Origin of the sequence: Bacillus sp. FSL K6-0972 (genome assembly GCF_037976035.1) — a bacterium.
In the GTDB taxonomy this organism is placed as follows: Bacteria; Bacillota; Bacilli; order Bacillales; family Bacillaceae; genus Bacillus; species Bacillus haynesii.
Genome location: NZ_CP150260.1, coordinates 993,408 through 1,018,686, shown reverse-complemented (window position 1 = coordinate 1,018,686; position 25,279 = coordinate 993,408). Strand labels below are relative to the sequence as shown.

The window sequence follows — 25,279 nt, the reverse complement described above, 5'->3', positions numbered from 1 at the left end:
ACTCTCTGTATCGGTGTACTACGACAATAGTACACTGATACAGAGAAAATCGCAATCAATATTTCAAAAAAAATGCAAATAAAAAAGCAAACCCGCTGGCTCCCAGCGAATTTGCCTTTAATCCTGTTCCCGTTTTTTCATGGATTTTAGTGCTTTTCGGTAATCCATATCGTCCATTTCCGTCTTCTCGGGTTGTTTTTTTTCCTCTTTTGGGTGTTGAAGTTTTTGCAGGATCTCTCGATAAGTTTGATCATTCATCTCGAACGGATCTTGCTGAGCGGCTTCGACTTGCTGAGGCTCTTCTTCTTCCTGAACCTGAGGAATGTCAGCTGCAGCTGCAGCGTTATCCTCATGTTCGGGTTTATCGTGAGAAGACGCCGACCGCACATTAAATACCACCAGACCGATAATGACGAGGACAGCAGCGATGATGGTCAATATAATGGTCATGTCAAATCGCTCCTCACTGTCCTGCTGTAAAGCGGTCCGTCACTTGGGCGACGCGTCTGCCTAAAGCCCGGCCCAGCTCCAGGCCCTCTTCGCCGATCAATTCGTCACTGTCGACAGGACACGTAATGCCTGCACCGTAATAAGACCCGTATAGGGCATTTTCAGGTACATTTCCAGGCAAGCCGACGATCATCATTCCTTGATGAAGCATCGGTGTTATTAAATTGAGCATTGTCGCTTCAAGACCGCCGTGGGTCGTCGCCGTTGTGCAGAAGACTGCGCCGATCTTATTGATCAGCTTTCCTTCCGCCCAAAGGTAGCCGAGCCTGTCGATCCAAGTTTTTAAACCGGAACTGATTGTACCGAAATGGCCCGGGCAGCCCCAGATGATGGCGTCCATTTCTTCGAGCTTTCTGATATCCGCCTGGCTGACATGATCGATCAGCACGTCTGCAGCCTCATGTTCCCCTGCGCCTTCTGCAATGGCTTCGGCCAGCTTTTTCGTATGCTCGCCTTCACTGTCGTAAACAACATAAATTTTCATGTCAGAACCTCCTCATTTTAAGATTCTTTTGCTTCTTTAGGAGCCGGAAGCAATGTCAGCTCCTCCGCTTTGTTCTTCCTGTGCAGCTTGTCTTTTCTGACATCCCTCAAAAACAGGCTGAGAACGAGACCGATGACACAGAACCCGGCCGCCCACATAAATGCGTCATTAATCCCCATGACATTCGAGTTGAGCTGGGCCTGTCCGGTCAAATATTTCACGACATATTGTTGTGCTTGTTCGAGAGATATATGCATCGATTGCGCTGTTGACTGAATCGTTGACTGCAATGTGCTCATGAATGACGGATCAGCCGTATTTGTCTGATCAGCCATTGATGCATAGTGGAATGTCGTGCGATTTGTATAAATCGTCGTGATCAAGCTCGTTCCGATCGAACCGCTGATTTGGCGAAGCGTATTCGACATCGCCGTTCCGTGGCTGTTTAGATACTGCGGAAGCTGGTTCATACCGGCAGTCATAATCGGCATCATCAGCATGGACATCCCAAACGCACGAATCGCATAGATCAACACGATGTACATATACGGTGTATCGATCGTAAGCGTCGTAAATTCGTAGGTCGTCACAACGGTGATCAATAAACCGACAATCGCCAGCGGCCTTGGGCCGACTTTATCAAATAAAATTCCTGAGATCGGCGACATCACAAGCATGACGAGTGCGCCCGGCAGCATAAGAAGCCCCGACTGAAGCGCAGTAAAACCGACCAGGTTTTGCAAATAAATCGGAATCAGAAACATTCCGGCATACAAAGCAACTGTAATGATGGCGTTGATTACGCTTGACAGTGAAAACATATCGTATTTGAACACCCTGAAGTCAAGCATCGGCTCTTTCGATTTCAACTGCTGGATGATAAAAGCGGCAATGCCGATCACACCGATCACAACTGTGGAAAGTACGATCGGATCATCCCAGCCGTCTGAGCCGGCTTCACTCACGCCATACAGCAACGCCGCAAATCCGACGACTGAAAGAATCGCGCCTGCTGTATCCAATTTGATTTTTTTAGGCTCCGTCATATTTTTAAATAGGAAGAACCCTAAAATGATGACGATGACACCAACCGGCACAAGGCCGTAAAACATGATCCGCCAGCTGTAGTTTTCAATGACCCAGCCGGATAGAGTCGGACCGACAGCAGGAGCAAACATCATCGCAAGGCCAAAGATTCCCATTCCTTTCCCGCGGCTTTCCGGAGGAAAGATAAAGAGAATCGTCGTCATGACCAAAGGCTGAAGTATGCCCCCGCCGACTGCCTGAATGAGGCGTCCGGTTAACATCGTCGAGAAATTAGGCGAAATTCCGCATATCAGCGTTCCGGCCGTAAACAGCAGCATTGCTGTTAAAAACAGGCTCCGTCCGCCGAACCGCATAATCAGGAAGGCTGATAAAGGAATCAAAACGCCGTTGACAAGCATATATCCGGTTGTCAGCCATTGAATCGTTGTGGCGCTCACATTGAATTCTGTCATGAGATGAGGCATCGCCACATTCAGCAGCGTTTGGTTTAAAATGGCCAGAAACAAGCCGGCCATTAATATGATGAGCAGTGACATATTTCCTTTTTTCTGAGAAGCCACTTATGACATCCTCCTTTCGCTCGTTTTTATTTCCCCCGGTTATTTTGAAATTTTCACGGATGCGTTCATTCCCGGCAGCACTTTGTCAGACGGGTTTTTGATTGAAATTTTCACAGGTACTTTCTGCGTCACTTTCGTGTAGTTTCCGCTTGAGTTGCTTTGAGAAAGCAAGTCAAATGTTGAGTTTGTCGCATAGCCGATTTCTTCGACATTTCCTTCAAATGTAGTGCCTGAATCACCGTCAACGACGATATCGACTTTGTCCCCTTTTTCGATATCTTTCAGGTCGTTTTCTTCAATGTTAGCTGTAATGTACAGATGATCCATGTCGATTGTTTTCGCAAGCGTTTGACCGGCTTGTACGATCTGGCCTTCTTTCGCTTCGTTTTTGACAATCGTTCCGTCCATGATCGACTTCACGTCAACCGTTTGTTCTCCTTTGATTTTCGCTGCTTTTTCGTCCTTTGAAACTTTTGATCCTTCTTTTAAATCCCAATCTGCGAGCTTCCCTGATGCAGGCGCCGTAATGTCGGCCATCTCACCTGCCACGTGCGCTTCGTCGGTTTTCACATAGCTGATGCTGTCATAATAGAAATACGCACCTCCTGCTAAGATGGCAAGCACGATGATGAGTCCGATAATGTTCGTCGCAATTAAACGTCCTTTGCTCATGTTTTATTTCTCCTTTCATATCCTTATATTTTGGATGAAGCCGGTTTGATCGGCTCCCTCGGTTTTGCTTTTCCTATTTCCTGCCCAGCAACTTGCGGGACGTGTACTGAATAAGTTGTTCAAAACTGAGCAAGAAAGATCGGAAGCGGTAAATTTGTTTTTACCTCTGCACAACAAAATAAATAGTTAACAAGATTAAATATTAGTTAAAGTAATAAAGAATGTCAATAACCTTGCACTTAAAATTTTGATTTAAATATTTTCCAAACAAAAAACCTCCGGCAGCGGAGGTTTCATTCACGTTTTTTCATGTATATTGGTGCCGTTCTTCATTGCTGAAGAAGCTCTTCAGAGCCTGAAAAACATCAGCTTTTTGTTTCAGCACATAATACTTGAATTTTTCATTTTTAATATTTTTATAGGCAGACATTAAAGTTGAATGTCTGTTGTACTGGTTGACTTCACCATAGCAAAATATATTCGCTTTCTCCATAATCTCTCCGACAAGCTTGACGCACCGCGCATTGTCGGATGTCAGATTATCGCCGTCCGAAAAATGAAACGGATAAATGTTATAGCGTGTCGGATGATATTTGTCTTCGATCAGTTCGAGGGATTTGCGGTATACAGATGAACAAATTGTTCCCCCGCTTTCCCCTTTCGAAAAGAAATCTTCTTCTGATACCACTTTGGCTTCTGTATGATGGGCGATAAACTCGATATCGACCGTTTCATACTTTGTCCGTAAAAAACGTGTCATCCAAAAGAAAAAACTTCGCGCCATATATTTTTCCCAAACGCCCATCGATCCGCTCGTATCCATCATTGCGAGCACAACGGCTTTTGATTCAGGCTTTACAGAGTCATTCCACGTTTTAAATTTTAAATCTTCGGGATAGATCGGATAAAATGAAGGTTTTCCCGTCATTGCGTTTCGTTTAAATGCGCTGAGCATCGTTCTTTTCTTATCGATATTGCCGGTCAAACCCGTTTTGCGGATATCGTTGAACTCAATATCTTCCACAACGATATCATCGCGTTCTTTCTGCTCTAAATTCGGCAGCTCCATTTCGCTGAAGAGCGCCTCTTCCAAATCGATTAACGAAACTTCCGCTTCATAATAATCTTCACCGGCCTGATCGCCCGCTCCCTGGCCTTTGCCAGCGCCCCGTTTATCAGAACCGTCCCTTGCGACGATATCTCCTACCTGGCTGTCGCCGTCTCCCTGGCCGGCATGTTTATTTTTATCATAGTTATAGCGGATTTTATACTCATCTAACGACCGAATCGGAATTTTGACAACATCTTTGCCGTTGGACATAATGATGCTTTCTTCTGTAATCAGGTCAGGCAGATTGTTTTTGATCGCGTCCTGCACCTTTTTCTGGTGACGCTGTTGGTCATCATACCCTTTTCGGTGGAGGGACCAGTCTTCCTGAGAAATAATAAATTGGCCATTGTCTTTATGGGACATGAATTCCCCTCCTTATTGATAATCCCTTAAATGGCTTTCGTTTTACAGATCAAAACCATGCAAATGCAAGTCTAAAAATGGTTATTGTTATCTTATGCAGATATAAATAACTTTTGACAAACAATTTTGAAAATGGGACAAAAGGACCCGCCCTTCTCCGGACGGGTCTTCAAGTTACCGGTTTAATAAGCTTCCTACATATTTTAAGAGCTCGTTTGCGCTTGTCGAGTTGTAGCCGTGCTCATCAATGAGACGTGCGACGACCTCGTTGATTTTCTTGAGCTGCTGTTCGTCCGGCGTTTTTGTCGACGTCGTGATTTTGACAACATCTTTCAAGTCTGCAAACAACTTTTTCTGAATGGCTTCCCTGAGCCGCTCATGCGAATTATAATCAAACCGCTTCCCTTTTCTTGCATAGGCAGAAATGCGAATGAGAATTTCTTCACGGAATGCCTTTTTCGCATTTTCAGAAATGCCGATTTGTTCTTCTATTGACCTCATCAGCTTTTCATCTGGATTCATTTCTTCTCCAGTCAGCGGATCGCGGAGCTTAATTTTATTGCAGTACGCTTCGACATTATCAAGATAATTGTCCATCAGCGTTTTCGCCGATTCCTCATAAGAGTACACAAACGCTTTTTGGACTTCTTTCTTCGCCATTTCGTCGTACTCTTTTCTGGCAGCTGAAATAAAGTTCAAATAGCGCTCGCGGTCTTCTGTCGAAATCGATGGATGCTGGCCGAGTCCTTCTTTTAAAGAACGGAGGACATCAAGCGCATTGATCGACTCCATATTTTTGCGGATGATCGTCGACGAGATCCGGTTGATGACATAACGCGGATCGATTCCGCTCATTCCTTCATCAGTGTATTCTTTTTTCAAATCCTCGACATCGACTGAATTGTAGCCTTCAACACTCTCTCCGTCATACAGCCTCATTTTTTTGACGAGATCAATGTCTGACCGCTTCGGCTCTTTCAGCCTTGTCAAAATTGAAAACATCGCGGCCACTTTTAGCGTGTGCGGCGCAATATGAACATCAGACACATCGCTTTCAGCGATCATTTTCTCATAAATTCTTTCCTCTTCCGATACTTTTAAATTATATGGTATCGGCATGACAATAATCCGCGAATGGAGCGCTTCGTTTTTCTTATTGGATATAAATGAACGGTATTCGGTTTCATTCGTGTGGGCTACGATCAATTCATCCGCTGAGATGAGCGCGAACCGGCCCGCTTTGAAATTCCCTTCCTGTGTAAGCGATAAAAGGTGCCAGAGGAATTTTTCATCGCATTTCAGCATTTCCTGAAATTCCATCATTCCTCTGTTCGCTTTGTTTAATTCTCCGTCGAACCGGTATGCGCGCGGATCGGATTCCGATCCGTATTCGGCAATCGTCGAAAAATCAATGCTTCCCGTCAGATCAGCGATATCCTGCGATTTAGGGTCTGACGGACTGAACGTGCCGATCCCCGTCCGTTTATCCTCTGAAAAAAAGATTCTTTCAACCTTCACGTCTTCTATTCTTCCGCCGTATTCCTGTTCAAGCCTCATCATGTTCAACGGGGACAGGTTGCCTTGAATGCGGATGCCGTATTCATTGTAAAAATCGTCCCGCAGATGCTGAGGGATTAAATGAAGCGGATCTTCGTGCATTGGACAGCCCTTAATCGCGTAGACAGCCCCTTCATCTGTAAGTGAGTATGCTTCAAGCCCCCTTTTCAGCATGGTGACCAAAGTCGACTTTCCCCCACTGACAGGTCCCATCAAAAGCAGGATTCTTTTTCTGACATCAAGGCGCTTCGCGGCCGGATGGAAGTATTCTTCAACAAGGCGTTCCAAAGGCTCTTCAAGACCAAACAGCTCTTTGTCAAAGAAGCTGTATACTTTTTTGCCGTCTTTCTCTTCAATGCCGCTGTCTTTAATCATATTGTAAACGCGGGAATGAGCAGATTGCGCGACAGTCGGATTTTCTTTTACGATTTCCAAATATTCAGCGAAGGTTCCTTCCCATTGCAGACGCTGCTCTCCCTCTCTATACTGTTCAATCTTTTTCAATATATCCATAAGAACCTCCTATATGATGATAAATGCAAGGTGCCAAGTGAATCACTGTTACATTCACTCTATGCGGAGATGTCCCTTTAGATGCTTTTCTAAGAAAAATGAAATGTACTTTCCTCGAATTGACAAGGATGGAGCAAACCATTCATAATAAAAGCAGAAAAGTTCCGTCCGCATGTGCTCCTGCGGTACGGCTGATCGCATCGGTGCAGATGACAACAAGGGATCAAGGATGAGAGGGGGATTTCAATGAGAACGTTGATCATGATGGGGGTCATCCTCGCGTTTCTCGTATCCATTTTTACTGCCGGATATGAAAGCAAACCCGGGAAATAAAATGAAAAAGAAAAAGGGACGGCTCACCTTTGAAGCCATCCCTTTTTTCGTAACATAACACTGTTTTATTCTTGTCGATCTTCATTTACTTCAGACTTTGGAGATACCCGATAGCTGCTTTTGTATTCAACTTTCTCAATCTTGCATCCGGGTCCGATATGCACGCGGTTTCCCCTGACCATCTGGGCCTCCGTGTTTTCCAAGTAAATATCGTCTCCTTCAATTGTCCCTGCCGAGAGAAAGCCTCCGTTTCTATTAAACAAGAGCCCGCGTTTTTTGACGATCTTAATATCCGTACCGCCGATATCGCCAATCGAACTGTTTCCGTACTTTAAGCCGATGTCAATCATGCCGGCGTTCAGCAGACCCTTTACATCGAGGCTGCCTGTCAGTGTAAAATCCTCTGCCTCGCAATCGCCTCTTACGTTCAGCGCGCCTTTGACATCGCACGTTTCAGCTGCCATATTACCCCCGACATTGATGATGCCTTTTACGGCTGCATCGCTGATGTCGGCGTCCTCAGAAACATCCGCCGTGCCGTATACTCTGGCTTTGTCAGCTTTCAGCCTCCCCAGGATCTCTGTTTCCCCGTGTACACTAAAGCTTTTGATTTTCGCATCGCCTGAAAGTTCGCTTGTACCGTGTGTACTGAATTTTTCACACTCAATATTTCCCGTTATCGTTCCTTCACCTCTGATAAGAACATGATGGAATGATCCGCCTCCGGCATTTCCGGATCCGTGTATTTTCAAGTCGTGTTTCTTCATGTCCTATCCCTCCGCTATATTTTCCTTTTCTCTCCGACTTTTGCCGTTTCCGCCACCCGGATATCTTCCTTATACTCAATCAGGCCGATGTCGCAATGTTCACCGATGATAACCGAATTGCCGCGGACAACTTTTGCAGTTGTATTGGCGAGTTCGATTTGATCCCCTTCAATCAGCTCGGCAGACAGCCTTGGAGGAGAAATAAGCGGCGTTAAAAACGAGAACAGCTTCGATTGATGTGCTGTGCAGACGATCCGCCGGCAGCCGATTTCTTTCACTTTACTTTCGCCGCCGTGAACCTTAATTTCAATATGCTCCGCGTTTAAAAGCCCGTCGATTGTAAAATAGCCTTCCGCAGAAAAATGTTCCACTTCACAGTCTTTGCCGATCGACGTTTTTCCGCGAACGATCGCCTCGTCGCCTTTCACATGTCCGCTAATCCCGGCATAGCCTAAGATTTTAAGCTTTTCTGCTTCGACATCGCCATCCACCTTTGCAGAACCGTCGATTCTGACCTTGGAAGCTGCGATTGCGCCGTTTAGTTTTGCATGGCCGCTGATTCTCAGCTCATCCGCTTTTACGTCTCCGTTTACAGTCCCGGTGCCGCTGCAGCTGAACTTTTCACAATCAATATCACCGTTAATCGTTCCTTTGCCGTTTAATTCAACCGTTTGATACGTGCCTCCGCCTGAACTGCCAAATCCGTTTATCAATAAATTCTCCATCTTTGATCCTCCATTTACATAAATTTTGTCTTCAATTCTTCGCTGCTCGCCGCCAGATTGATGTCAGCGGCTACCTTGACTCCCTTTTCCAACACAATGCTGCCCTCGGTGATCAGACATGTTGCAACGCCGAGCTTCCGAAGCACAATCAGTCTCCCCTTGTTTTCCGCCTCATTCGACATGATGACATCCAGCACCATTTTTCCTTCATCCAGGCTGATGTCGCCGGATTGGAGCAGGCCTTCCAGCACATAAGCCGCAAGCGCTTCTGTCAGATCAAATGGATCATCGCGTTTTCCGGTGCATTCTTCAAAAAACGTCATGACCGCTTGTGAAACGATGCCTTTTTCAAGCAGCTCCTCGCGGCTCGCGTTTAGTTCGGTCAGACCCGGTGAGAACATTTCCGCCATCTCATCAAGGGACAGGTTTTCTTTCATGCTTTGGATGGTTTCAATTCTTTTTAAAATGTCTTCCCTCGGAAAAAACGTTTCTTGTCCGGTGAACGTCGACTTCCGGATAAACCACTCTTCAGGTATTAAATTTTTCCGTTTCCACCTGTATAGCTGCCCGTACGAGATCGAAGTCAAATCCAGCAGCTCTTTTTTTGAAATTAAATCATCCTGAACCATCTGTTTCAGCTCCTTTACACACATTGTAACATAACACTGTTACATTAGAAAGTGAAAAAAAAGCCCCTTATTAAAAGGGGCTCTTTACCTGGCGAAGCTTAAGTCAAATCTCTGTAATTCTGCTGGCGAAGCGCCTCATACACGAGGATTGCTGCAGTGTTTGATAAGTTCAGTGATCTGACATGCTCTGTCATCGGCAGGCGCAGACAGCGATCCATGTTTTGTTCGATCAGCTCTTTCGGCAAGCCGTTCGTCTCTCTGCCGAAGACAAAGAAGTAATCTTCGTTTTGATCTGAATAATCAAAGGAAGTGTGCGGTTTTTGACCAAATTTTGTAATGAAGAAAAAACGGCCGTCAGGATGAGCACTAAACAATTCATCCAATGAGTCATGGTAGACGACATTGACAAATTCCCAATAATCAAGACCTGCCCGCTTGAGCATTTTATCGTCGGTTGAAAAGCCGAGCGGTCTGATTAAATGAAGCGTTGTATCTGTTGCTGCACAAGTCCGTGCGATATTTCCTGTGTTTGCAGGAATTTCTGGTTGATATAGTACGACATGCAATGCCAAAGTATTCACCTCTGTTTTTCTGATCCGCTGTTTATTATACCACTCATTACGATTTTGTCGTATCATCTGATATATGAAAAAATGCATATCGAATCGATGAAGTATAAGCTGGCGAATCCTCGTAAGACCAGTACCTCATCCGGCAATCGTGCGTTTGCGCGTTCACCAGCGGCATATTGCTTTTATCCTTCGCCGTCACAAGGGCCACGTGGTCAAATCTGCCGTCTCCGTTAAAATCATAGCAGATGACATCGCCTTCGATCAGCTCTCTGGCAGCCGGCTTTTGAACCGCTCGGAGACCGGCTTTTGATTGCTTCAAAAAGGTTCTAAGCGAATGAGCGACAGTCCAGCTGTAGCTCCAGGAATGGTTTTGCATCCACCAGCCCTTGCCTCTGTTCGGATAGCCGCGCATCGGCGCATCTCCGGCCCTTATGCACTGGGAAATAAAGTTTGTGCAATTGTCTTCAAAGTTTTTGTAAGCAGGATTTCGTTTATTCCAGTACGTTTCCGCATAGCGCACCGCGGCCAGCCGGTCATAGCGGAACGCCCTTCCCAGCAATTCGCGCATCTCATCATCGCCGCTTTCAGGCTTAGGATAAGACTGTGCGGCCGGACGCGGGGTCTCGGAGTCTTTGATGACCATCTGATCATACAAAAGGGCGTTTCTGTCTTCCATATGTTCTTCCATATACATATCATCCCCGTCTTTGCACAAGTATGCGGTATGGGTTTGATAGTTCACATGTGACGCGCCGTCTTCATCAAGCCAAAGCTCTTTTACAGCTGCTTTTATATTGGCCTTCACGATCTGCACGCCGCGTTTTTGAAAAAGCCTCCGCTTCCGTTCAATGACTTCAAAACCTCCGGCATCCCGCCAGTTTGTTTCATCATTGCCGTTGATTAAGTAATGAAGTCTGGCTTTCAGGAGCTGTTCGATGATCTGTTTCAAGGGCTACACCACCATATGTTTGTTAATTCATTTCTCATCATTAAACATATGTCAGGACAGCCCTCAATTAGTCGCACTCGTTTCTCTTAAAAGACCGATGCCTTTTTGGATTTCAGCTTTCGCTTCTTCATCCTGCTCATGCGCGAGCGCGCGCTCCAATTCACCCATCACTTCAACTCCGCCGATTTTTCCGACCGCCCATGCGGCGGTCCCCCTGATGACCGGCCGCGGATCTTTGTGCATCAGCTCAATCAGTTCAGGGAGAGCGTCCGTTTCTTTAAAATGGGCAAGTGCTATAATCGCATTTCTCTGAATCGGCTTTTTGCCTCTCCATGAGCCGGCCACGTGGCCGAATTTTTCTTTAAATTCGCGATTCGACATCGTCAGAAGCGGTTTTAAAAGCGGCTTGGCAATCTCAGGGTCCGGCTCCATTTCAGGATGCAGGTGAAAATCGACCCCTTTATTTTTCGGGCATACCATCTGACACGTATCACAGCCGTAGATCCTGTTCCCGATTTTCGTACGGAACTCGTCGGGCAGAAAACCTTTTGTCTGCGTCTGAAAAGCGATGCAGCGCTGGGAGTTAAGCTGCCCGGGGTTGACGAGCGCGCCGGTCGGGCATGCCTCGATGCACTTGTTGCATGAGCCGCATTGGTCTTCGATTCTCTCATCAGGCTCGAATGGAATATTCGTAATCATTTCCGCCAAGTAAACGTAAGACCCGAATTCAGGGGTAATGATCATGCAGTTCTTTCCGCTCCAGCCGATGCCCGCGCGTTCTGCGACAGCTCTGTCTGAAAGCTCACCGGTGTCAACCATCGATTTCGTTCTGACATCGCTGCGCTGTGCTTTCAAAAATTCCTCAAGCTGATCAAGCTTTTCACGCAGGACATGATGATAATCCTTTCCCCAGGAAGCTCTGCAAAAGATGCCCCTTCGTTCGCCTTTCTTGCTTCTCGGCGCGTCTTTCATTTTTGAAGGGTATGCAAGGGCGATGGCGATAATCGACTTCGCCTTCGGCAAAAGCAGATCCGGGTTCGTCCGTTTTTCAAGATCGGGTTCTTCAAAGCCTGATTCATAGCCAAGGGCCCGGTTCTCAATCAATCGTTCTTTTAATGTTTCAAATGTATCTGCACTGGCGAACCGGATTTTATCAATGCCGATTTGTTGTGCGAATTCGATAACATCCTGTTTCAGTTTTTTCACATCCATCGTGCAGAGCCTCCTTTCTTTGTTTTCGTTTTCGCTCTCTGTATAATAGAGTGTACCATGACACGGGAGTTGAGTTTAAATTGGAACTTCGTTTGCAAATTGCGCCTGCTATTTTAAATCGCATTCCTTCATTTAAGGTTGGCGCTGTATTATATCAAGATATTGAGATCACCGGCTCCCCGCAAATGCTCAAAGGCCGGCTCCGCCTTTTTCAGGAATCGCTGTTTTTTGACTATGCTGATCACAGTCTCGAAGATGAATCGGCCGTAAAAGAATGGCATGATGCCTTCAGGGAGCTGAACCCGTCTTTTTCTGGCCGGGAAAGCGGACTCGAACGGATGTTGGAAGACATCAAAGAGCAGCGCTTTGTCGAACCGAAAAATTCAGCGGTTGATCTGAGCCGTTTTTTCTCTCTCAAATATTTGATTCCGGTTCATATATATGATGCCCGGAATTTGAAGGGTCCGATCAAAATCGAACCCGGAGGCCCGGGCGAGATCATCACGTTCTCCGATGATTCGGGAGCATTCGGCACGATCACCGAAAACCTCAGCCTTCATCATGCAGGAACGGAAACAAAAGATGCCTTGCAGCTCGTCTTTTTCAGGCCGTCATTATCTAAAGAAGAAGCCCGCCGGCTGCTCGAGTCTTTGACAAAAATGTTTGAACAAATTCACGGCGGCGAACACATCTCAGCCGTCTTTCCGTAAAAACCTGTTCTTGAAGAGAGCGGGTTTTTATGATGATTTCATACATGAAAAAACGCAATGCTTCGTTTAATCTGAGAAACGAAACACTGCGTTATAAACAGTATGTATGGAGCGGGTGATGGGAATCGAACCCACGACATCAGCTTGGAAGGCTGAGGTTTTACCACTAAACTACACCCGCATATGATCACTAAAAACAACATCATCGTTTTGACTTTTATTATGTTACACGTTTATTAAAATTTCGTCAAGGGTATATTAAAAATTTGTCGAAAAAAAACGCCGATATGAACATCGGCAGCTTTTTTCCTGACATTGACAGATTACCAGCTGGATTTCTTCACACCTGGAACCTGGCCTTTATATGCTAACTCTCTGAACGCGATCCGCGACATTTTAAACTTTCTCATATATCCTCTCGGCCTTCCGGTCACTTCGCAGCGGTTATGCAGCCTTGATGGTGCCGAGTCGCGGGGAAGCTTGCTCAAAGCTCTGTAATCGCCTTTTTCTTTTAGTTCTTTTCGGAGTTCTGCATATTGTTCAACAAGCTTTTGGCGCTTTTTTTCTTTAGCAATTTTTGATTTCTTGGCCACTCTGAGTATCCTCCTTCTTTACAAAGCGTAATGATTACGATTTAAATTTATCATAACCTGACTGCCGATGCAAATAAAAAAAGCCTGCCTCAGGGAAGCAAGCTCTTTTAAGATTCACCCTTTTTTTTCTGATAAATTGATGAAATCGCAGCCGTTATAATAAAAATGCCGATAAACAGCCCGATCATAATGAAGAAAAAGTTTGGCTTCACCTGGAATGAAAAAGCCGATTCGCTCTCCATGACAAACGACAAACTGTTAAACAAGATATCGTTGCTCGTTTGATTTGAAAAAAGGTGATAAAACAAAAGCGCAGCCGCAAGCATCGGAAATGCGAGAAAGCTTGAGAAACTGGCAAAGATTAGTCCCTGCTTGAAAGAGTTTGTATTCATGATGATTTACCTCCAATTCCTCTGATCATCAGCTGTTTCATAATCGACTTTCCGTCACCCATAAACGGAAGCAGATACATCATATGCAAAGCATAGGTCGAAAAGAACAGAAGCACCCCGACGGAAACCGCGTTTTCCTGAAGAAAAAAGATCGTAAACAGCACGCCGGCTATACCGAGCACACCTGGTATAAGCGGCCCCAACGCCGTAATCCAAATCGACTTTTTATCATACGGCGATATGACAGGCCTGATAAATTTGACGGACATCATATCAGCCGCTAAAAACCCTTGAGGCCCATTTTTTCCGACAAATTTCCGGTGCGCGATGCCGTGCACCACTTCATGAAGGGCTGTGCCGGTGATCAACCCGAAATAGATGACGGAAAAATAAGCGGCGATGCTGATGATTGAACCGTCCGGAACGAAAATGTAAGCCGTAAGCGACAGCATCAAAAAGACGAGCCAGAAAACAATAATTTTCTTAGAAATCACATGAAGAAATTTCATGTACAAAAACAGAAATGAATCAGAATCGCTTGAAAACCTTTCCTTGTAGCGAATATGGTACTGGCCGAAAAACTGATAGAGAAAACCGAGGAAAGACGGGCGTTCGCCGTACTTCCAATTGATTAAATAGTTGCGGTTGAGCCCTGTCAGCAATTGGTGCAAATCCTTTAGCAACACCTCTTCACTGACGCGAAAGACGCCGGCCAGATCCCCGGCTATCTCCAGTTCGTCTTTTTTTCCGTCGACTTCTTTCAGCATTTGATACGCTGTCGGATTGATGGGGAAATCCGCATCGAGATCGCGATCTGAAATATGCTTCCGATCCAGCTTCACATGCTCTGGAAAATAGGGAATTTTTTTGATTCCGACCAGTGCTTTCAACATCCTAATGATCATAATGGTACCTCCATTTAAACCCTCCGTATAACAGCAGGATCAGCAGTAATTCGAGACACGGCATGAAAAACAGCAGCGCTTCGCCCGTGACTTTATCGACCGCATAATTCAAGATGAAAAACAGCGGGACCATAAAGATGAGGAGCATTCCGAAAGAGAAGATCCCCATATAAGGGTTGTTGCGGTCAAGCGGAAAAATAATGCCCGCTAAATAGAACATCGCAATCGAGTTTAAGAGCACGGCAACCGTCTTTAAAAAGACCGGAAAGCTCTCCGGGAAAGTCCACGTCAGCACGGAAAACAAAAGGAGCTGAATGAGGCCGAGCACACAGAGCCCGAGATACTTTGACCACAAAACCGTTGTTATTTTCAAGTGCATCGCCTTGTACATCTGCATCATCCGCAGATCATTCCCATATGAATTGAAGGCGATGATGCCCGTCAAGCCTCCAAGCACCAAATAGCTCTCCCCGGTAAATCCGAACTGAAATTTGTATTTTAGAAAGCATAGAGCCAAAAGCAAAAAAATGAAGTTTAAAATATTTTCTTCATTTCTGGCCTGTGATTTTATTTCTTTCACCGCCAAAGACAGCGGTTTTGCTGACGGGATTTTAATAAATGAAAACAGTTTGGATGATTTTTTTTCAGTGAGGATCGGCACAACATTCAGCGACATAAACGAAGCAGTTACTGCGGCTGCCAAGATCAGCACCACCAGTATGATTCCGGCACCTGCCGACTGACCGTTCAGCACGAGAAACAGCGGCGCTGCAAAATACGTCAGGTTATAATCAAAGGTTGAATAAGCGTTCTGAATCTTCCCCAGATCAAAAGAGGTGAATCCGTAAATAACAGCTAATACGACAAGAACAAACATTGAAAAAAATTTTTGCAGCGGAAAACCGAATTTCAAGATCACCATATACACCAAGTTATAAACAAGGTTGAGAAGCGAAAAGAAAAAAATAATCTGTACAAAAAGCAGGGCAAAAAACGTAAAAGCAAACCAAAAGCCTACACCGCTGGCGACAAAATTCGGAATCAGCAGAATAGACATGATAAACAGGACAAGGAATGAAACCGCACCGGCAAACGGAATAAAATATCCGAGACTCCTCTCGAAAGCCGTCAGCGGGAACCAGCTTAGCTGCATGGAGAAGCTGTTCTGTTCCGGCGTCCTTACTTTAAATAAAATGAAGAAAACAAACGTAAAAATCGAGACGTTCATGAACATTGAAATCACGAACAGCCCGAGTGAGCGAATTTCTCCATTCAGAAAAGCGCTTAAAAACATTCCCGTAAAGCTGTAGCCAATGATGCTCCCCATCGCTACCGCCAAAATTAAAAAAAGGGCGGCGATCATTTTTTTGGTGCCGGTATTTAAGAGCTTGCCCATTTCCTTCTGCCACATTTTCAGCATCATTTTAGAAATTTCGAATGATTTGATCAAAATGCGCACCCCTATCACTCAGCATCGAAGCTTTCAAGAACACTTCTTCAAGCGAATTACTGTTGTATTTAACCTTTAATTCTTTGACTTTTCCTTCATCCATTTTGACGCCTTTGGAAATAATCGCAATTTTATCGCACAATTCTTCCGCAGAAAGCATGTCATGAGTCGCTAGCAGTATCGACCCTTGTGAGGCTGCATAGCGCTTCATCAGCTTTTTCGTATTGATAACCGCTTCTATATCGAGCCCGCGAAACGGCTCATCCATAATGACAAATTCGCTCTCCAGCATAAAAGCAGCGATCAGCTGCGTCTTTTTTTTCATTCCGTGTGAGTACGTTTCTATCGGCTCCTGCAAAGCCTCTTTCATATCGAAAAGCTCAATTAATTGTCTCCGCTTTTCATTTGATGTACAATGATACATAGAAGAAACAAAATCCAAATATTCGGCAGCTGAAAGGGCATCCGGCAAAAGCAGTTCATCGGGAACATACGCCAGCTTTTGCTTGAATTCCGCCGTCGTGTTCGGCAGGTCATCCAAAAGAATGGTTCCTTCGGTAGGCGTGATGATTCCTAAAATGGAATTAATGATCGACGTCTTTCCTGAACCGTTCGGACCCGCTATCGCGACAATCTGGTTTTTTTCAATCTTTATTTGAAACCCGCTAACGGCAGTCACATTGTTTTTATATGTTTTAGATAGGTTATCTATAATAAACATAATGCCTCCAGGGTATGATTAATGTCAGGAAAAGCTTAACCGCCCCCCACAGACGGTTAAGCCTCATCAAATATGTCTCTTGTTGTGAACAGATACTTTAAGTATGGCTATTTCCTACATTCAATGTTGACTTTCAAACCGCTGACCCATTGGACGGATCCTGTGAAGCTGCCGTTTCCGTTAACTACACACCATACAGCGGCGCCAAGAACAACAGTTGCGCCAAGTGCCAAAAGCACTGCAACAAACACCAAGAACCAAGCCTGATCTTCGATCGACGGATTGACAGAATAGTCAACCTGAGGTGCTGCGTATGTCATTTTTCCCCCTCCTTTCTATCAAGTAACCAAAGAGTAACATATCCAAAATCATACTGAAATCTATGAAATTTCCTATTTCATAAACACTACGTTCCAACTATTTATTTAAGGATCTCTCGGTTTTTCAACCTAATGACCTACGCTTTTCGGCTTGGAAGAGAAGATGAAAGCCCCGTTTCCATTTTACGATGTCTTTATAATCTTTTTGTCTTATTTCTCCTCCTTCTTTTTCTCTTATTTTTTCTTTTTATAAATCTCTCGTCTTTCAAGGATGCTAAGAAAAAAGAACTAGATAATAAGACCCTTCTTCTCCTGAAATCCAAACCCCAAAATACCCTCAAAGTCCCTTTTTTAAAAAATTGAGATGGTTCTATTTTATCTATTCCATTTTTGTTAATTTTATGTATAAATTTAAATGTTACAGTTAATAACCTGCCGATCCTAGATCAAAAGATGTTGATTACATTGTAAAATCAAGTTAACATTATGTCAAACCCATTTAACAATATGTCAAATATACTATATAAACGAAGAATTGCAGGTGGTAGGATGAACAACAGGGTTAGAGAATTGAGAGCAAGGTACGGGTATTCACAGGAAGCCCTTGCAAATGCGATCGGGGTTACAAGGCAGACAGTTGCGGCCATTGAAAAAGGCAATTACATCCCCTCGCTTCTTTTGGCTTTGAAAATTTGCGAGGAATTTCAATTAAAAATGGAAGACGTATTTTGGTTAGAAGGAGGCAAACACGAATGAATATGATAACACGAACTTTCTTTCACATCCTTCTGTTCGGACTCGCATGCTGGACGTTTATAACCTTTTTTCACACATCGGAACAAATCGCCAAAAGCCTGAAAACAAACGCTTCAGAGCTCCATTTTGTTTTTAATCTGATTCCCATCCTTCTCTTTGGGCTCGTCCTTTCGATTTACACATACTTGGAGAAAAAAAGCGGTTCACGCAAGCAGCGCTTTATGCTCGTCCCTGACGAATTTAAAGAACAGGATGAAAGAGAACAGATGATTACCGCAAAAGCATGCAGAACATCTTATATCGTACTGTATGTGGCGATGCCAGTCGCAGCGCTTCTATTGATCTTTTATCCGTTTTTCCAAGTCAGGATCCCGTATTTTCCGATCATCGTCATCTTTGTGCTGATCATTATTCAGCATCTTTCGTATATGTTTTCATTTTATAAAAACAGATAAAAAACTCCAGAGTGTCTGGAGTTTTTTATTTAAATCGTTCTTTCCTTTTGCCTCGACGGAAAATGATCATTTCCGATGACTTCGCCTGACGCTTTTCTTTGAAGTTTTGTACGAAACGGAAGGAGCGGAAAGACCTTTTCGGCAAAATGGTACGCTTCTTCAAGATGAGGATAACCTGAGAAGATAAAGGATTCGATGCCGAGGTCGGCGTATTCTTTTATCCGGCCGGCCACCGTTTCCGGATCACCGACGAGCGCTGTTCCCGCTCCGCCTCTGACTAGTCCGATGCCAGCCCAAAGATTCGGGCTGATCTCAAGATTGCTTCTGTTTCCCTGATGAAGCTGAACCATCCTCCTTTGCCCTGATGAATCCGTCCGTTTCATGGCGTTTTGGGCTGCGGCAATCGTTTCATCATCCAAGTGGCTAATCAGTCTATCTGCCGCCAGCCACGCCTCTTTTTCCGTTTCCCTGACGATCACGTGCAGCCTGATTCCAAAACGGACGGTTCTCCCTTCTTTTTCAGCCTGCCTTTTGACAGATTGGATTTTTTCTTTGACGAGATGGGGCGGCTCTCCCCATGTCAAATAGACATCTGCGTGTTTGGCGGCAGTCTCCTGCCCGGCCTTTGACGAGCCGCCAAAATAAATTGGCGGATGAGGCTGTTGGGCGGGCGGGAAAAGCAAGCGGCCGTTTTCGGTCTTCAAGTGTTTCCCTGAATAGCTGACAGTCTCGCCTTTTAAAAGTGACCTCCATATGTCGAGAAACTCATTTGTCGCTTCATACCGTTCATCATGGCTGACAAACAGTCCGTCTCCAGCTAATTCATAAGGATCCCCGCCGGCGACCACATTGATGAGGAGCCTGCCCTCTGCAAGCCGGTCGAATGTGGAAGCCATCCGCGCCGCAACCGACGGCTGCATCAAACCGGGTCTTACAGCGACTAAAAACTTCAGATTTTTCGTGACTGACGCCAGAGCGGCGGCGGTAATCCACGGGTCTTCGCACGATCTTCCCGTCGGCAGAAGAACCCCTGTATACCCAAGCCTGTCAGCCGCTTGCGCTACCTGCTGAAAATAGGTGTGATCTGCAGCTCTCCCTCCCGTGTTTGTACCGAGATAACGTCCGTCGCCATGAGTAGGAATAAACCATAAAATGTCCAAAAAGATCTCCCCTTTACTTTTTGTTTCCTTGATAGCTGTTTCTCCAGCCAAGGCACTTTTTTTCCAGAATTCTGACGAATGAATCCGTCAGCTTGCCGACGGCTGCAAAAATCAAAATTCCGACAAACACCTTATCGGTTTGCGAAAACTGTCTGGCATCCATAATCATATAGCCGACTCCAGCGCTTGATCCCATCAGCTCAGCAACAACAAGGCCCAGCCACGATACGCCGAGCGACAGGCGGATTCCTAAGAGGATGTTCGGGAGCGATGCAGGAAGAATGAGCTTTGTCACCTGCTTCAGCCAATGGAACTCCAATACTCTCGCCACATCGAACAGTTTCGAATCGACGCCCCTGATCCCTGAAAATGTGTTGATATATACCGGGAAGAAGGCGCCAAGAGCGATCAAGAGCACCTTTGACAGCTCATCAAAACCGAACCATAAGATAAACAGCGGCGTGACGGCGAGATGCGGAACGGTTCTCAGCATTTGCAGAGAAGGATCGAGATAATCCTCGGCGATTTTTGAAAACCCGATCACAAGCCCCAGCAGGAGTCCGAGTCCAGCCCCCAGGAAAAAGCCGAGCGCGGCGCGCTGAATGCTGATGCCTAAATGAGTGAAAAGCTCTCCTGATACGATAAGATCCCGAAATGTAAGCAATATATCTAAAGGAGCCGGAAGCACGGTTTTTGATATGAGCTCAAATGATCCGACAAGCTGCCATAATAAAATCAATATGACAGGTAATACAACTCCCTTCCCCCATGCCAATCGAAAAGCGGCCGGTCTCAGTTTTGCGCCTGTTTTCGGCTGGATCGAGGGGGTGCTTGATGAAACAGCCCTCATTTGTCATCTCCCCCTTTCAGCGCTTTTTTTATAAATGAATTGTCGACCACTTCTTTTACATCAATCTCTTTATTAATCGCTTTTAATTTGTATTGAAAATCGGCGGTCTCCTGCTGTGTTCGAATGATGCGGTCTGTGATCGGCTCATTTAACGGTTCGGTGTTATTCAGCACGTTTTCAACGACCTCTTTGTCGAGGTTTTTAATTTGGGCATACGCTTCAACCGCTTCTTTCTTATGGGTTTTCTGCCATTTCACGGCCTTGTCATACACCTTTAGAAAACGGATCACCTCATCCGGATACTGTTCAGCGAATTTGCTTCGTACAAGCGTAAAGCCCGGGGAATACTTGTCGATTTGTTCCCCGTCAACCAATATTGCCGCGTCACCTTTGATCGTTTTAAGGGACAAAAACGGCTCCCAAATCGACCATGCATCAATCGCGCCGCTGTCAAATGCCGGCATGGCTTCGTCAGGCTGAAGCTGAATGATGTTGACGTCTGTTGGCTTCAGACCCGCTTTGTCGATCACTTTATACAGAAAATCGAACCCGCTGCTGCCCTTAGCCACCGCCACCTTCTTTCCTTTCAAATCTTTTATGTCATCGATGCCGCTCCCTTTTTTCACAAGAATACCGTTCGCCTTTAAACCGTCTTGCGAAAGGCCGATTTCTTTAAAATCAATGCCAGCCGCCTGCCCTGCGATCACCGGTGAATTTCCCACCTGGGAAAAATCGAGTTTGTCTGCGGCAAGACCTTCAAACTGCGGCGGACCGCTTTGAAACTCTGTCCATTTCACTTTAATCCCTTCTTTTGCGAACTCTTTTTCAAACCAGCCTTTTTCTTTCGCAAGGAGCAACGGGCTTAAGCTTTGCTGCACTCCGATGTTGATCTCTTTTAAATCTCCGCCCCCTTTGCTTGATTGGGCTGCTGAACAGCCCGCAAGAAGCATCAGGCAGCACAGCACATACAACGGCCATTTTTTCACGTTTTTTCGCTCCTTTCTGCTCAAATCCCTGAGCCTTCCTGAAAGCTGAATGTTTCCGTTGTCTCGAATTCTTTCAGTACTTTTTGTCTGATTGATTGAAAAACGGGCGATGTTCTGCTGCGCGGAAATGGCAGATCGACCGGAATCAGCTTGTGGATTCTCCCCGGTTTTGCCGTAAGAATCGCGATCCGGTTGGCTAAATACACCGATTCGTCAATATCGTGCGTCACGAGGATCATCGTCATCTTCTTTTCTTTCCAAATGTCTGTCAGTACATCCTGCAGATGCTTTCTCGTAAAGGCGTCCAAGGCGCCGAAGGGTTCATCAAGCAGCAAAATCTCAGGCTCCCTGAGCAAAGCCCTGGCAATCGCGACCCGCTGCGACATTCCGCCGGACAGCTCGCGCGGGTACTGTTTCTCCGCACCTTTCAGCCGTACCGTTTCAATCAATTCATCGACTTTTTTTCGCACCGCTGGTTCTTTCAGGCTTAAATCTGCGGCGATATTTTGCTCAACCGTCATCCATGGAAAAAGCCGATGCTCCTGAAAGATGAAGCCTTGCTGAATCCCCGGGCCCTTGATTTCTCTTCCGTTCATGCTGATTCGCCCTTCATAATCCCCATCAAGACCGGCAGCGATTTTTAAGAGCGTACTTTTCCCGCACCCGCTTGGACCGATGACAGTCAGAAATTCGCCGTTTTCGACCGTAAGCTTCACGTCTTGAAGCACGCTTTTTTTAAGGCTGCCGTTTCCAAATGCTTTTTCATTTACACGGATTGATAAAGACATCTTGTTCCCCTTTCTTTTCTAAACTGAAAATAAAAAGCTCTTATCCCAATTGAGATAAGAGCCTTCGGTTGACCGATCAGCGCTGATGGAATTTTCCGAAATATTAAATAACATACTAATTCATATTATTCCGACCTGTCAACCCTATATTATAAAAAAACAGATGAAAGGTTCCCCTTTCATCTGCTGTATTGCCCGTCTTTAACTGTAAATGTTGCCGCCTGCTTTTTTAAATTCCTTCGCCTTCTCTTCCAATCCTTTTTGGATAGCCTTTTCTTCATCAAGGTTGTTTTCCTTGGCGTAGTCGCGAATATCCTGGGAAATCCTCATGCTGCAAAATTTAGGCCCGCACATTGAACAAAAGTGTGCCGTTTTGGCGCCTTCCGCCGGAAGGGTTTCATCATGGTATTCAAGCGCTCTTTCCGGATCGAGCGACAAGTTGAACTGATCCCGCCAGCGGAATTCAAAGCGCGCCTTTGAAAGCGCGTCATCGCGGATTTGCGCGCCGGGGTGCCCTTTTGCAAGGTCAGCTGCATGGGCCGCGATTTTGTATGTTATGACGCCTTCGCGGACATCGTCTTTGTTCGGCAGTCCCAAATGCTCCTTCGGCGTCACATAGCAAAGCATGGCCGTTCCGTACCAGCCGATCATCGCCGCTCCGATCGCTGATGTAATATGGTCGTAGCCCGGTGCAATATCGGTCGTCAGCGGACCGAGCGTGTAAAACGGCGCCTCTTTGCAAATCTCCATCTGCTTGTCGACATTCTCTTTGATTTTATGCATCGGCACGTGTCCCGGGCCTTCGATCATCACTTGAACATCATGCTTCCAAGCGATTTCCGTCAGCTCGCCGAGCGTTTCCAATTCGGCAAATTGGGCCTCATCATTCGCATCGGCAATCGAGCCGGGACGAAGACCGTCTCCGAGCGAAAATGCGATATCGTATGTTTTCATAATCTCGCAAATCTCTTCGAAATGGGTGTAGAGAAAGCTTTCCTCATGATGAGCCAAACACCATTGCGCCATGATCGCCCCGCCGCGGGATACGATTCCGGTGACGCGCTTTGCCGTTAACGGCACATACCGGAGAAGGACGCCGGCGTGAATCGTGAAATAATCGACGCCTTGCTCAGCCTGTTCGATCAATGTATCGCGGTAAATGTCCCAAGTGAGATCTTCCGCGACGCCGTTTACTTTTTCAAGCGCCTGATAAATCGGCACGGTTCCTACAGGAACGGGACAATTGCGGATGATCCACTCCCTCGTTGTATGAATATCTTTACCTGTGGACAAGTCCATCATCGTATCGGCACCCCAGCGGATCGCCCATGTCATTTTTTCCACTTCTTCTTCAATCGAAGAGGTGACAGCGGAATTGCCGATGTTGGCATTAATTTTGACATGGAAGTTGCGGCCGATAATCATCGGTTCGCTTTCCGGATGGTTGATGTTTGACGGAATAATCGCCCGTCCGCTTGCCACTTCATCACGAACAAATTCGGGAGATACGTGCTCTCTGATCGCAATAAATTCCATCTCGGGCGTAATGATCCCCTTTCTTGCATAATGCAGCTGAGTGACATTTTGTCCTTTTTTCGCGCGCAGCGGTTTTCGTTTCAACCCTGTATAGCTGTGGCTCGCTTTCTCTTTGCTTTTATAACCGTTATCCTCCGGTCTTATTTCTCTGCCTTCATATTCTTCGGTATCGCCGCGCTCCCTGATCCAGGTCGCCCGCAAAGGTTTCAGCCCCTTAAGAATATCAACGTCCGCATTGGCGTCCGTATAGGGACCGCTCGTGTCGTAGACGCGGACAGGCTGATTTTCTTCTTCGCCAAACGTACCAGTCGTCGGACTTAACGAAATTTCTCTCATCGGCACTTGAATGTCAGGACGCGACCCTTCGACATACACTTTGCGGCTCCCTGAAAAACTTGACATTATCGAGATGTTTTTTTGCTGTACTGACTCCTGTTTCATGTAAAAATCCTTCCCCTCTAAAAAATTGATCAGGACGAAACTCCGGAACAGCACCAGCACAAAAAACCAGGCTCATATGATGAACCTGGTTTTACAGTCAGTAAAATCGCTAGAAGACAGACGGACCATACCTATTCCCCATCTTCTCTCGAATCCTTTTTACTTCCCCACGCTGGTACGAACCAGATCAGGTCCAAAGGGTTAAGAAACGCATGTCTCTCTCTCAGCCCGCATTCGGGCACCCCTAGTAATGCTATTAAATTTCGTGATTATCGTATCACAACCCATTATGAATGAAAAGGGAAAGTTAAAACGATTCCGAAAAGAAAGATAAATGAGTCGTTAGGACTACGAAAAAACTGACAAAGGAGCCGGCTGTCAGCCAGGCTCCTCTCAATCATCAAGTTATAAATTGCGATGCAATATATGAAGGATTTCCTTGAGCTCACCAGCTGCAATCTGCCCCGGTGCTGAAGCTTTCTTTGCGGCACCGAACGTCATTGCTGAACCGAATACCTCGCCCGCCAGGCGGCTGATGATACCTTTGCCGGCCATTGACATCGTAATAATCGGCCGATCTGCATACTTCTCATTCATCGTACAAGTGGCTTCAAGCAGACGCAAGACATCAGCCGGGGTTTCCGGCATCACCGCGATTTTAGGCAGATCAGCCCCTAATTCCTGTGCTTTTCGCAAACGGGAAACAATTTCTTCTGCAGCTGGTGTCTTTTCAAAATCATGATTAGATATAATAACGGACACTTCATGACCATGTGCAGCTTCCACCAGCGCTTTCACTTGCTCTTCGTCATTGAACAGCTCGATATCAATCACATCAGCAAGCCCTGTTTTAACAACCGCTTCATTTAAAGAAAAATAGCGGGCTGTGCTGATCTCTTTTTCTCCGCCTTCGGCGGCGCTGCGGAAAGTGAAAATGATCGGAGTGTCCTCTAAAAGGCGGCGGATTTCCGCCAATGCCGCGCAGACTTGATCAACGTCATCTACATCTTCATAAAAATCAGCACGCCACTCCGCAATATCGGCATCAAGCGTTTGAAAATAAGCCGCTTCTTCTTTTAATTGGGCAAGGTTTTTTCCGACAAGCGGCACACAGATTTTTGGCCGTCCTTCACCCAATGTAATTCCTCTGACCTTCACCAGTTTCTTCAATGTTTCAGCTCCCGTCTTTCTTTATTCGAATTTCCTTTATCA

General features: G+C 45.7%; 27 protein-coding genes, 1 tRNA gene and 1 riboswitch. Of the genes, 3 read left to right on the top strand and 25 right to left on the bottom strand.

What is annotated here, in order from left to right; genetic code table 11:
• Positions 1 to 117 precede the first annotated feature (117 nt).
• The 12 genes from MKX80_RS05145 to queG form a co-directional block, all read right to left on the bottom strand.
• On the bottom strand, positions 118 to 450 hold the full coding sequence (locus MKX80_RS05145; RefSeq protein WP_268346498.1) for a hypothetical protein: 333 nt from the start codon (positions 448 to 450) through the stop codon (positions 118 to 120).
• 13 nt (positions 451 to 463) lie between these two features.
• Positions 464 to 994, bottom strand: a complete 531-nt coding sequence (locus tag MKX80_RS05140) for an NAD(P)H-dependent oxidoreductase (protein ID WP_212110342.1) — start codon at positions 992 to 994, stop codon at positions 464 to 466.
• 17 nt (positions 995 to 1,011) lie between these two features.
• A complete protein-coding gene (locus MKX80_RS05135; RefSeq protein ID WP_339228078.1) occupies positions 1,012 to 2,601 on the bottom strand; it encodes a DHA2 family efflux MFS transporter permease subunit in 1,590 nt (529 codons plus the stop codon).
• A gap of 39 nt (positions 2,602 to 2,640) precedes the next feature.
• Positions 2,641 to 3,273, bottom strand: a complete 633-nt coding sequence (locus MKX80_RS05130; RefSeq protein ID WP_043927260.1) for an HlyD family efflux transporter periplasmic adaptor subunit — start codon at positions 3,271 to 3,273, stop codon at positions 2,641 to 2,643.
• Between the two features lie 307 nt (positions 3,274 to 3,580).
• Positions 3,581 to 4,747: a sporulation protein YhbH gene (gene yhbH, locus MKX80_RS05125; RefSeq protein ID WP_154995336.1), complete on the bottom strand. Its 1,167-nt coding sequence runs from the start codon at positions 4,745 to 4,747 to the stop codon at positions 3,581 to 3,583.
• 174 nt (positions 4,748 to 4,921) lie between these two features.
• Positions 4,922 to 6,817, bottom strand: a complete 1,896-nt coding sequence (gene prkA / locus MKX80_RS05120) for a serine/threonine protein kinase PrkA (protein ID WP_154995338.1) — start codon at positions 6,815 to 6,817, stop codon at positions 4,922 to 4,924.
• A gap of 398 nt (positions 6,818 to 7,215) precedes the next feature.
• The gene (locus MKX80_RS05115; protein WP_154995340.1) at positions 7,216 to 7,917 is read right to left on the bottom strand and encodes a hypothetical protein; all 702 of its coding nucleotides are present in this window, start codon (positions 7,915 to 7,917) and stop codon (positions 7,216 to 7,218) included.
• A gap of 14 nt (positions 7,918 to 7,931) precedes the next feature.
• Positions 7,932 to 8,642 (bottom strand): polymer-forming cytoskeletal protein, encoded by a 711-nt coding sequence (locus MKX80_RS05110; RefSeq protein ID WP_154995342.1) that lies wholly within the window; start codon positions 8,640 to 8,642, stop codon positions 7,932 to 7,934.
• A 14-nt stretch (positions 8,643 to 8,656) separates the two neighbouring features.
• The gene (locus MKX80_RS05105; RefSeq protein WP_216929394.1) at positions 8,657 to 9,271 is read right to left on the bottom strand and encodes a YhbD family protein; all 615 of its coding nucleotides are present in this window, start codon (positions 9,269 to 9,271) and stop codon (positions 8,657 to 8,659) included.
• A gap of 98 nt (positions 9,272 to 9,369) precedes the next feature.
• A complete protein-coding gene (gene trmL, locus MKX80_RS05100; RefSeq protein ID WP_154995347.1) occupies positions 9,370 to 9,852 on the bottom strand; it encodes a tRNA (uridine(34)/cytosine(34)/5-carboxymethylaminomethyluridine(34)-2'-O)-methyltransferase TrmL in 483 nt (160 codons plus the stop codon).
• 37 nt (positions 9,853 to 9,889) lie between these two features.
• Positions 9,890 to 10,792 carry an amidase domain-containing protein gene (locus tag MKX80_RS05095; RefSeq protein ID WP_154995349.1) on the bottom strand — a complete coding sequence of 301 codons (903 nt, stop codon included), beginning with the start codon at positions 10,790 to 10,792 and terminating at the stop codon, positions 9,890 to 9,892.
• A 63-nt stretch (positions 10,793 to 10,855) separates the two neighbouring features.
• Positions 10,856 to 12,004 (bottom strand): tRNA epoxyqueuosine(34) reductase QueG, encoded by a 1,149-nt coding sequence (gene queG, locus MKX80_RS05090; protein ID WP_234112778.1) that lies wholly within the window; start codon positions 12,002 to 12,004, stop codon positions 10,856 to 10,858.
• Positions 12,005 to 12,084: 80 nt separating this feature from the next.
• Here queG and MKX80_RS05085 point away from each other — a divergent pair, with 80 nt between their 5' ends.
• Entirely contained in the window at positions 12,085 to 12,714 is a 630-nt protein-coding gene (locus MKX80_RS05085; RefSeq protein ID WP_154995353.1) for a hypothetical protein, read from the top strand.
• A 107-nt stretch (positions 12,715 to 12,821) separates the two neighbouring features.
• On the opposite strand, the gene MKX80_RS05080 is transcribed toward MKX80_RS05085, so the two are convergent.
• The 7 genes from MKX80_RS05080 to MKX80_RS05050 form a co-directional block, all read right to left on the bottom strand.
• Positions 12,822 to 12,895 (bottom strand) — tRNA-Gly (locus MKX80_RS05080).
• A 142-nt stretch (positions 12,896 to 13,037) separates the two neighbouring features.
• A complete protein-coding gene (gene rpsN / locus MKX80_RS05075; protein ID WP_023856470.1) occupies positions 13,038 to 13,307 on the bottom strand; it encodes a 30S ribosomal protein S14 in 270 nt (89 codons plus the stop codon).
• 107 nt (positions 13,308 to 13,414) lie between these two features.
• Positions 13,415 to 13,699, bottom strand: a complete 285-nt coding sequence (locus MKX80_RS05070; protein ID WP_154995355.1) for a hypothetical protein — start codon at positions 13,697 to 13,699, stop codon at positions 13,415 to 13,417.
• Entirely contained in the window at positions 13,696 to 14,604 is a 909-nt protein-coding gene (locus MKX80_RS05065; protein ID WP_154995357.1) for a PqqD family protein, read from the bottom strand. The genes MKX80_RS05070 and MKX80_RS05065 overlap by 4 nt, the downstream gene beginning before the upstream one ends.
• Entirely contained in the window at positions 14,594 to 16,063 is a 1,470-nt protein-coding gene (locus tag MKX80_RS05060; RefSeq protein ID WP_268342671.1) for a hypothetical protein, read from the bottom strand. Before MKX80_RS05060 ends, MKX80_RS05065 begins: the two co-directional genes overlap by 11 nt.
• Entirely contained in the window at positions 16,029 to 16,775 is a 747-nt protein-coding gene (locus MKX80_RS05055) for an ABC transporter ATP-binding protein (RefSeq protein ID WP_268334979.1), read from the bottom strand. The genes MKX80_RS05060 and MKX80_RS05055 overlap by 35 nt, the downstream gene beginning before the upstream one ends.
• Positions 16,776 to 16,882: 107 nt before the next feature.
• Complete coding sequence (locus MKX80_RS05050) at positions 16,883 to 17,095, bottom strand: hypothetical protein (RefSeq protein ID WP_020450662.1); 213 nt, start codon at positions 17,093 to 17,095, stop codon at positions 16,883 to 16,885.
• A gap of 549 nt (positions 17,096 to 17,644) precedes the next feature.
• Between MKX80_RS05050 and MKX80_RS05045 the strand changes: the two genes are divergently transcribed.
• Together MKX80_RS05045 and MKX80_RS05040 are read left to right on the top strand one after the other, a co-directional pair.
• A complete protein-coding gene (locus tag MKX80_RS05045) occupies positions 17,645 to 17,851 on the top strand; it encodes a helix-turn-helix transcriptional regulator (protein WP_020450660.1) in 207 nt (68 codons plus the stop codon).
• Complete coding sequence (locus MKX80_RS05040) at positions 17,848 to 18,306, top strand: hypothetical protein (protein WP_065643538.1); 459 nt, start codon at positions 17,848 to 17,850, stop codon at positions 18,304 to 18,306. The genes MKX80_RS05045 and MKX80_RS05040 overlap by 4 nt, the downstream gene beginning before the upstream one ends.
• A 29-nt stretch (positions 18,307 to 18,335) precedes the next feature.
• On the opposite strand, the gene ssuD is transcribed toward MKX80_RS05040, so the two are convergent.
• From ssuD to aroD, 6 genes are all read right to left on the bottom strand, one after another.
• Entirely contained in the window at positions 18,336 to 19,466 is a 1,131-nt protein-coding gene (gene ssuD / locus MKX80_RS05035) for an FMNH2-dependent alkanesulfonate monooxygenase (protein ID WP_154995365.1), read from the bottom strand.
• Positions 19,467 to 19,479: 13 nt separating this feature from the next.
• Positions 19,480 to 20,316 (bottom strand): ABC transporter permease, encoded by an 837-nt coding sequence (locus MKX80_RS05030; RefSeq protein ID WP_182070983.1) that lies wholly within the window; start codon positions 20,314 to 20,316, stop codon positions 19,480 to 19,482.
• Positions 20,313 to 21,302 carry an aliphatic sulfonate ABC transporter substrate-binding protein gene (locus tag MKX80_RS05025; protein ID WP_244958309.1) on the bottom strand — a complete coding sequence of 330 codons (990 nt, stop codon included), beginning with the start codon at positions 21,300 to 21,302 and terminating at the stop codon, positions 20,313 to 20,315. Before MKX80_RS05025 ends, MKX80_RS05030 begins: the two co-directional genes overlap by 4 nt.
• Before the next feature lie 20 nt (positions 21,303 to 21,322).
• Positions 21,323 to 22,090, bottom strand: coding sequence for an ABC transporter ATP-binding protein (locus MKX80_RS05020; RefSeq protein ID WP_176276201.1), 768 nt, complete (start codon positions 22,088 to 22,090; stop codon positions 21,323 to 21,325).
• 201 nt (positions 22,091 to 22,291) lie between these two features.
• Positions 22,292 to 24,067, bottom strand: coding sequence for a phosphomethylpyrimidine synthase ThiC (gene thiC / locus MKX80_RS05015; protein ID WP_268342971.1), 1,776 nt, complete (start codon positions 24,065 to 24,067; stop codon positions 22,292 to 22,294).
• Positions 24,068 to 24,214: 147 nt separating this feature from the next.
• Positions 24,215 to 24,323, bottom strand: a riboswitch (TPP riboswitch).
• A 149-nt stretch (positions 24,324 to 24,472) separates the two neighbouring features.
• Positions 24,473 to 25,237 carry a type I 3-dehydroquinate dehydratase gene (aroD, locus tag MKX80_RS05010; RefSeq protein WP_182070985.1) on the bottom strand — a complete coding sequence of 255 codons (765 nt, stop codon included), beginning with the start codon at positions 25,235 to 25,237 and terminating at the stop codon, positions 24,473 to 24,475.
• Positions 25,238 to 25,279: the final 42 nt, after the last annotated feature.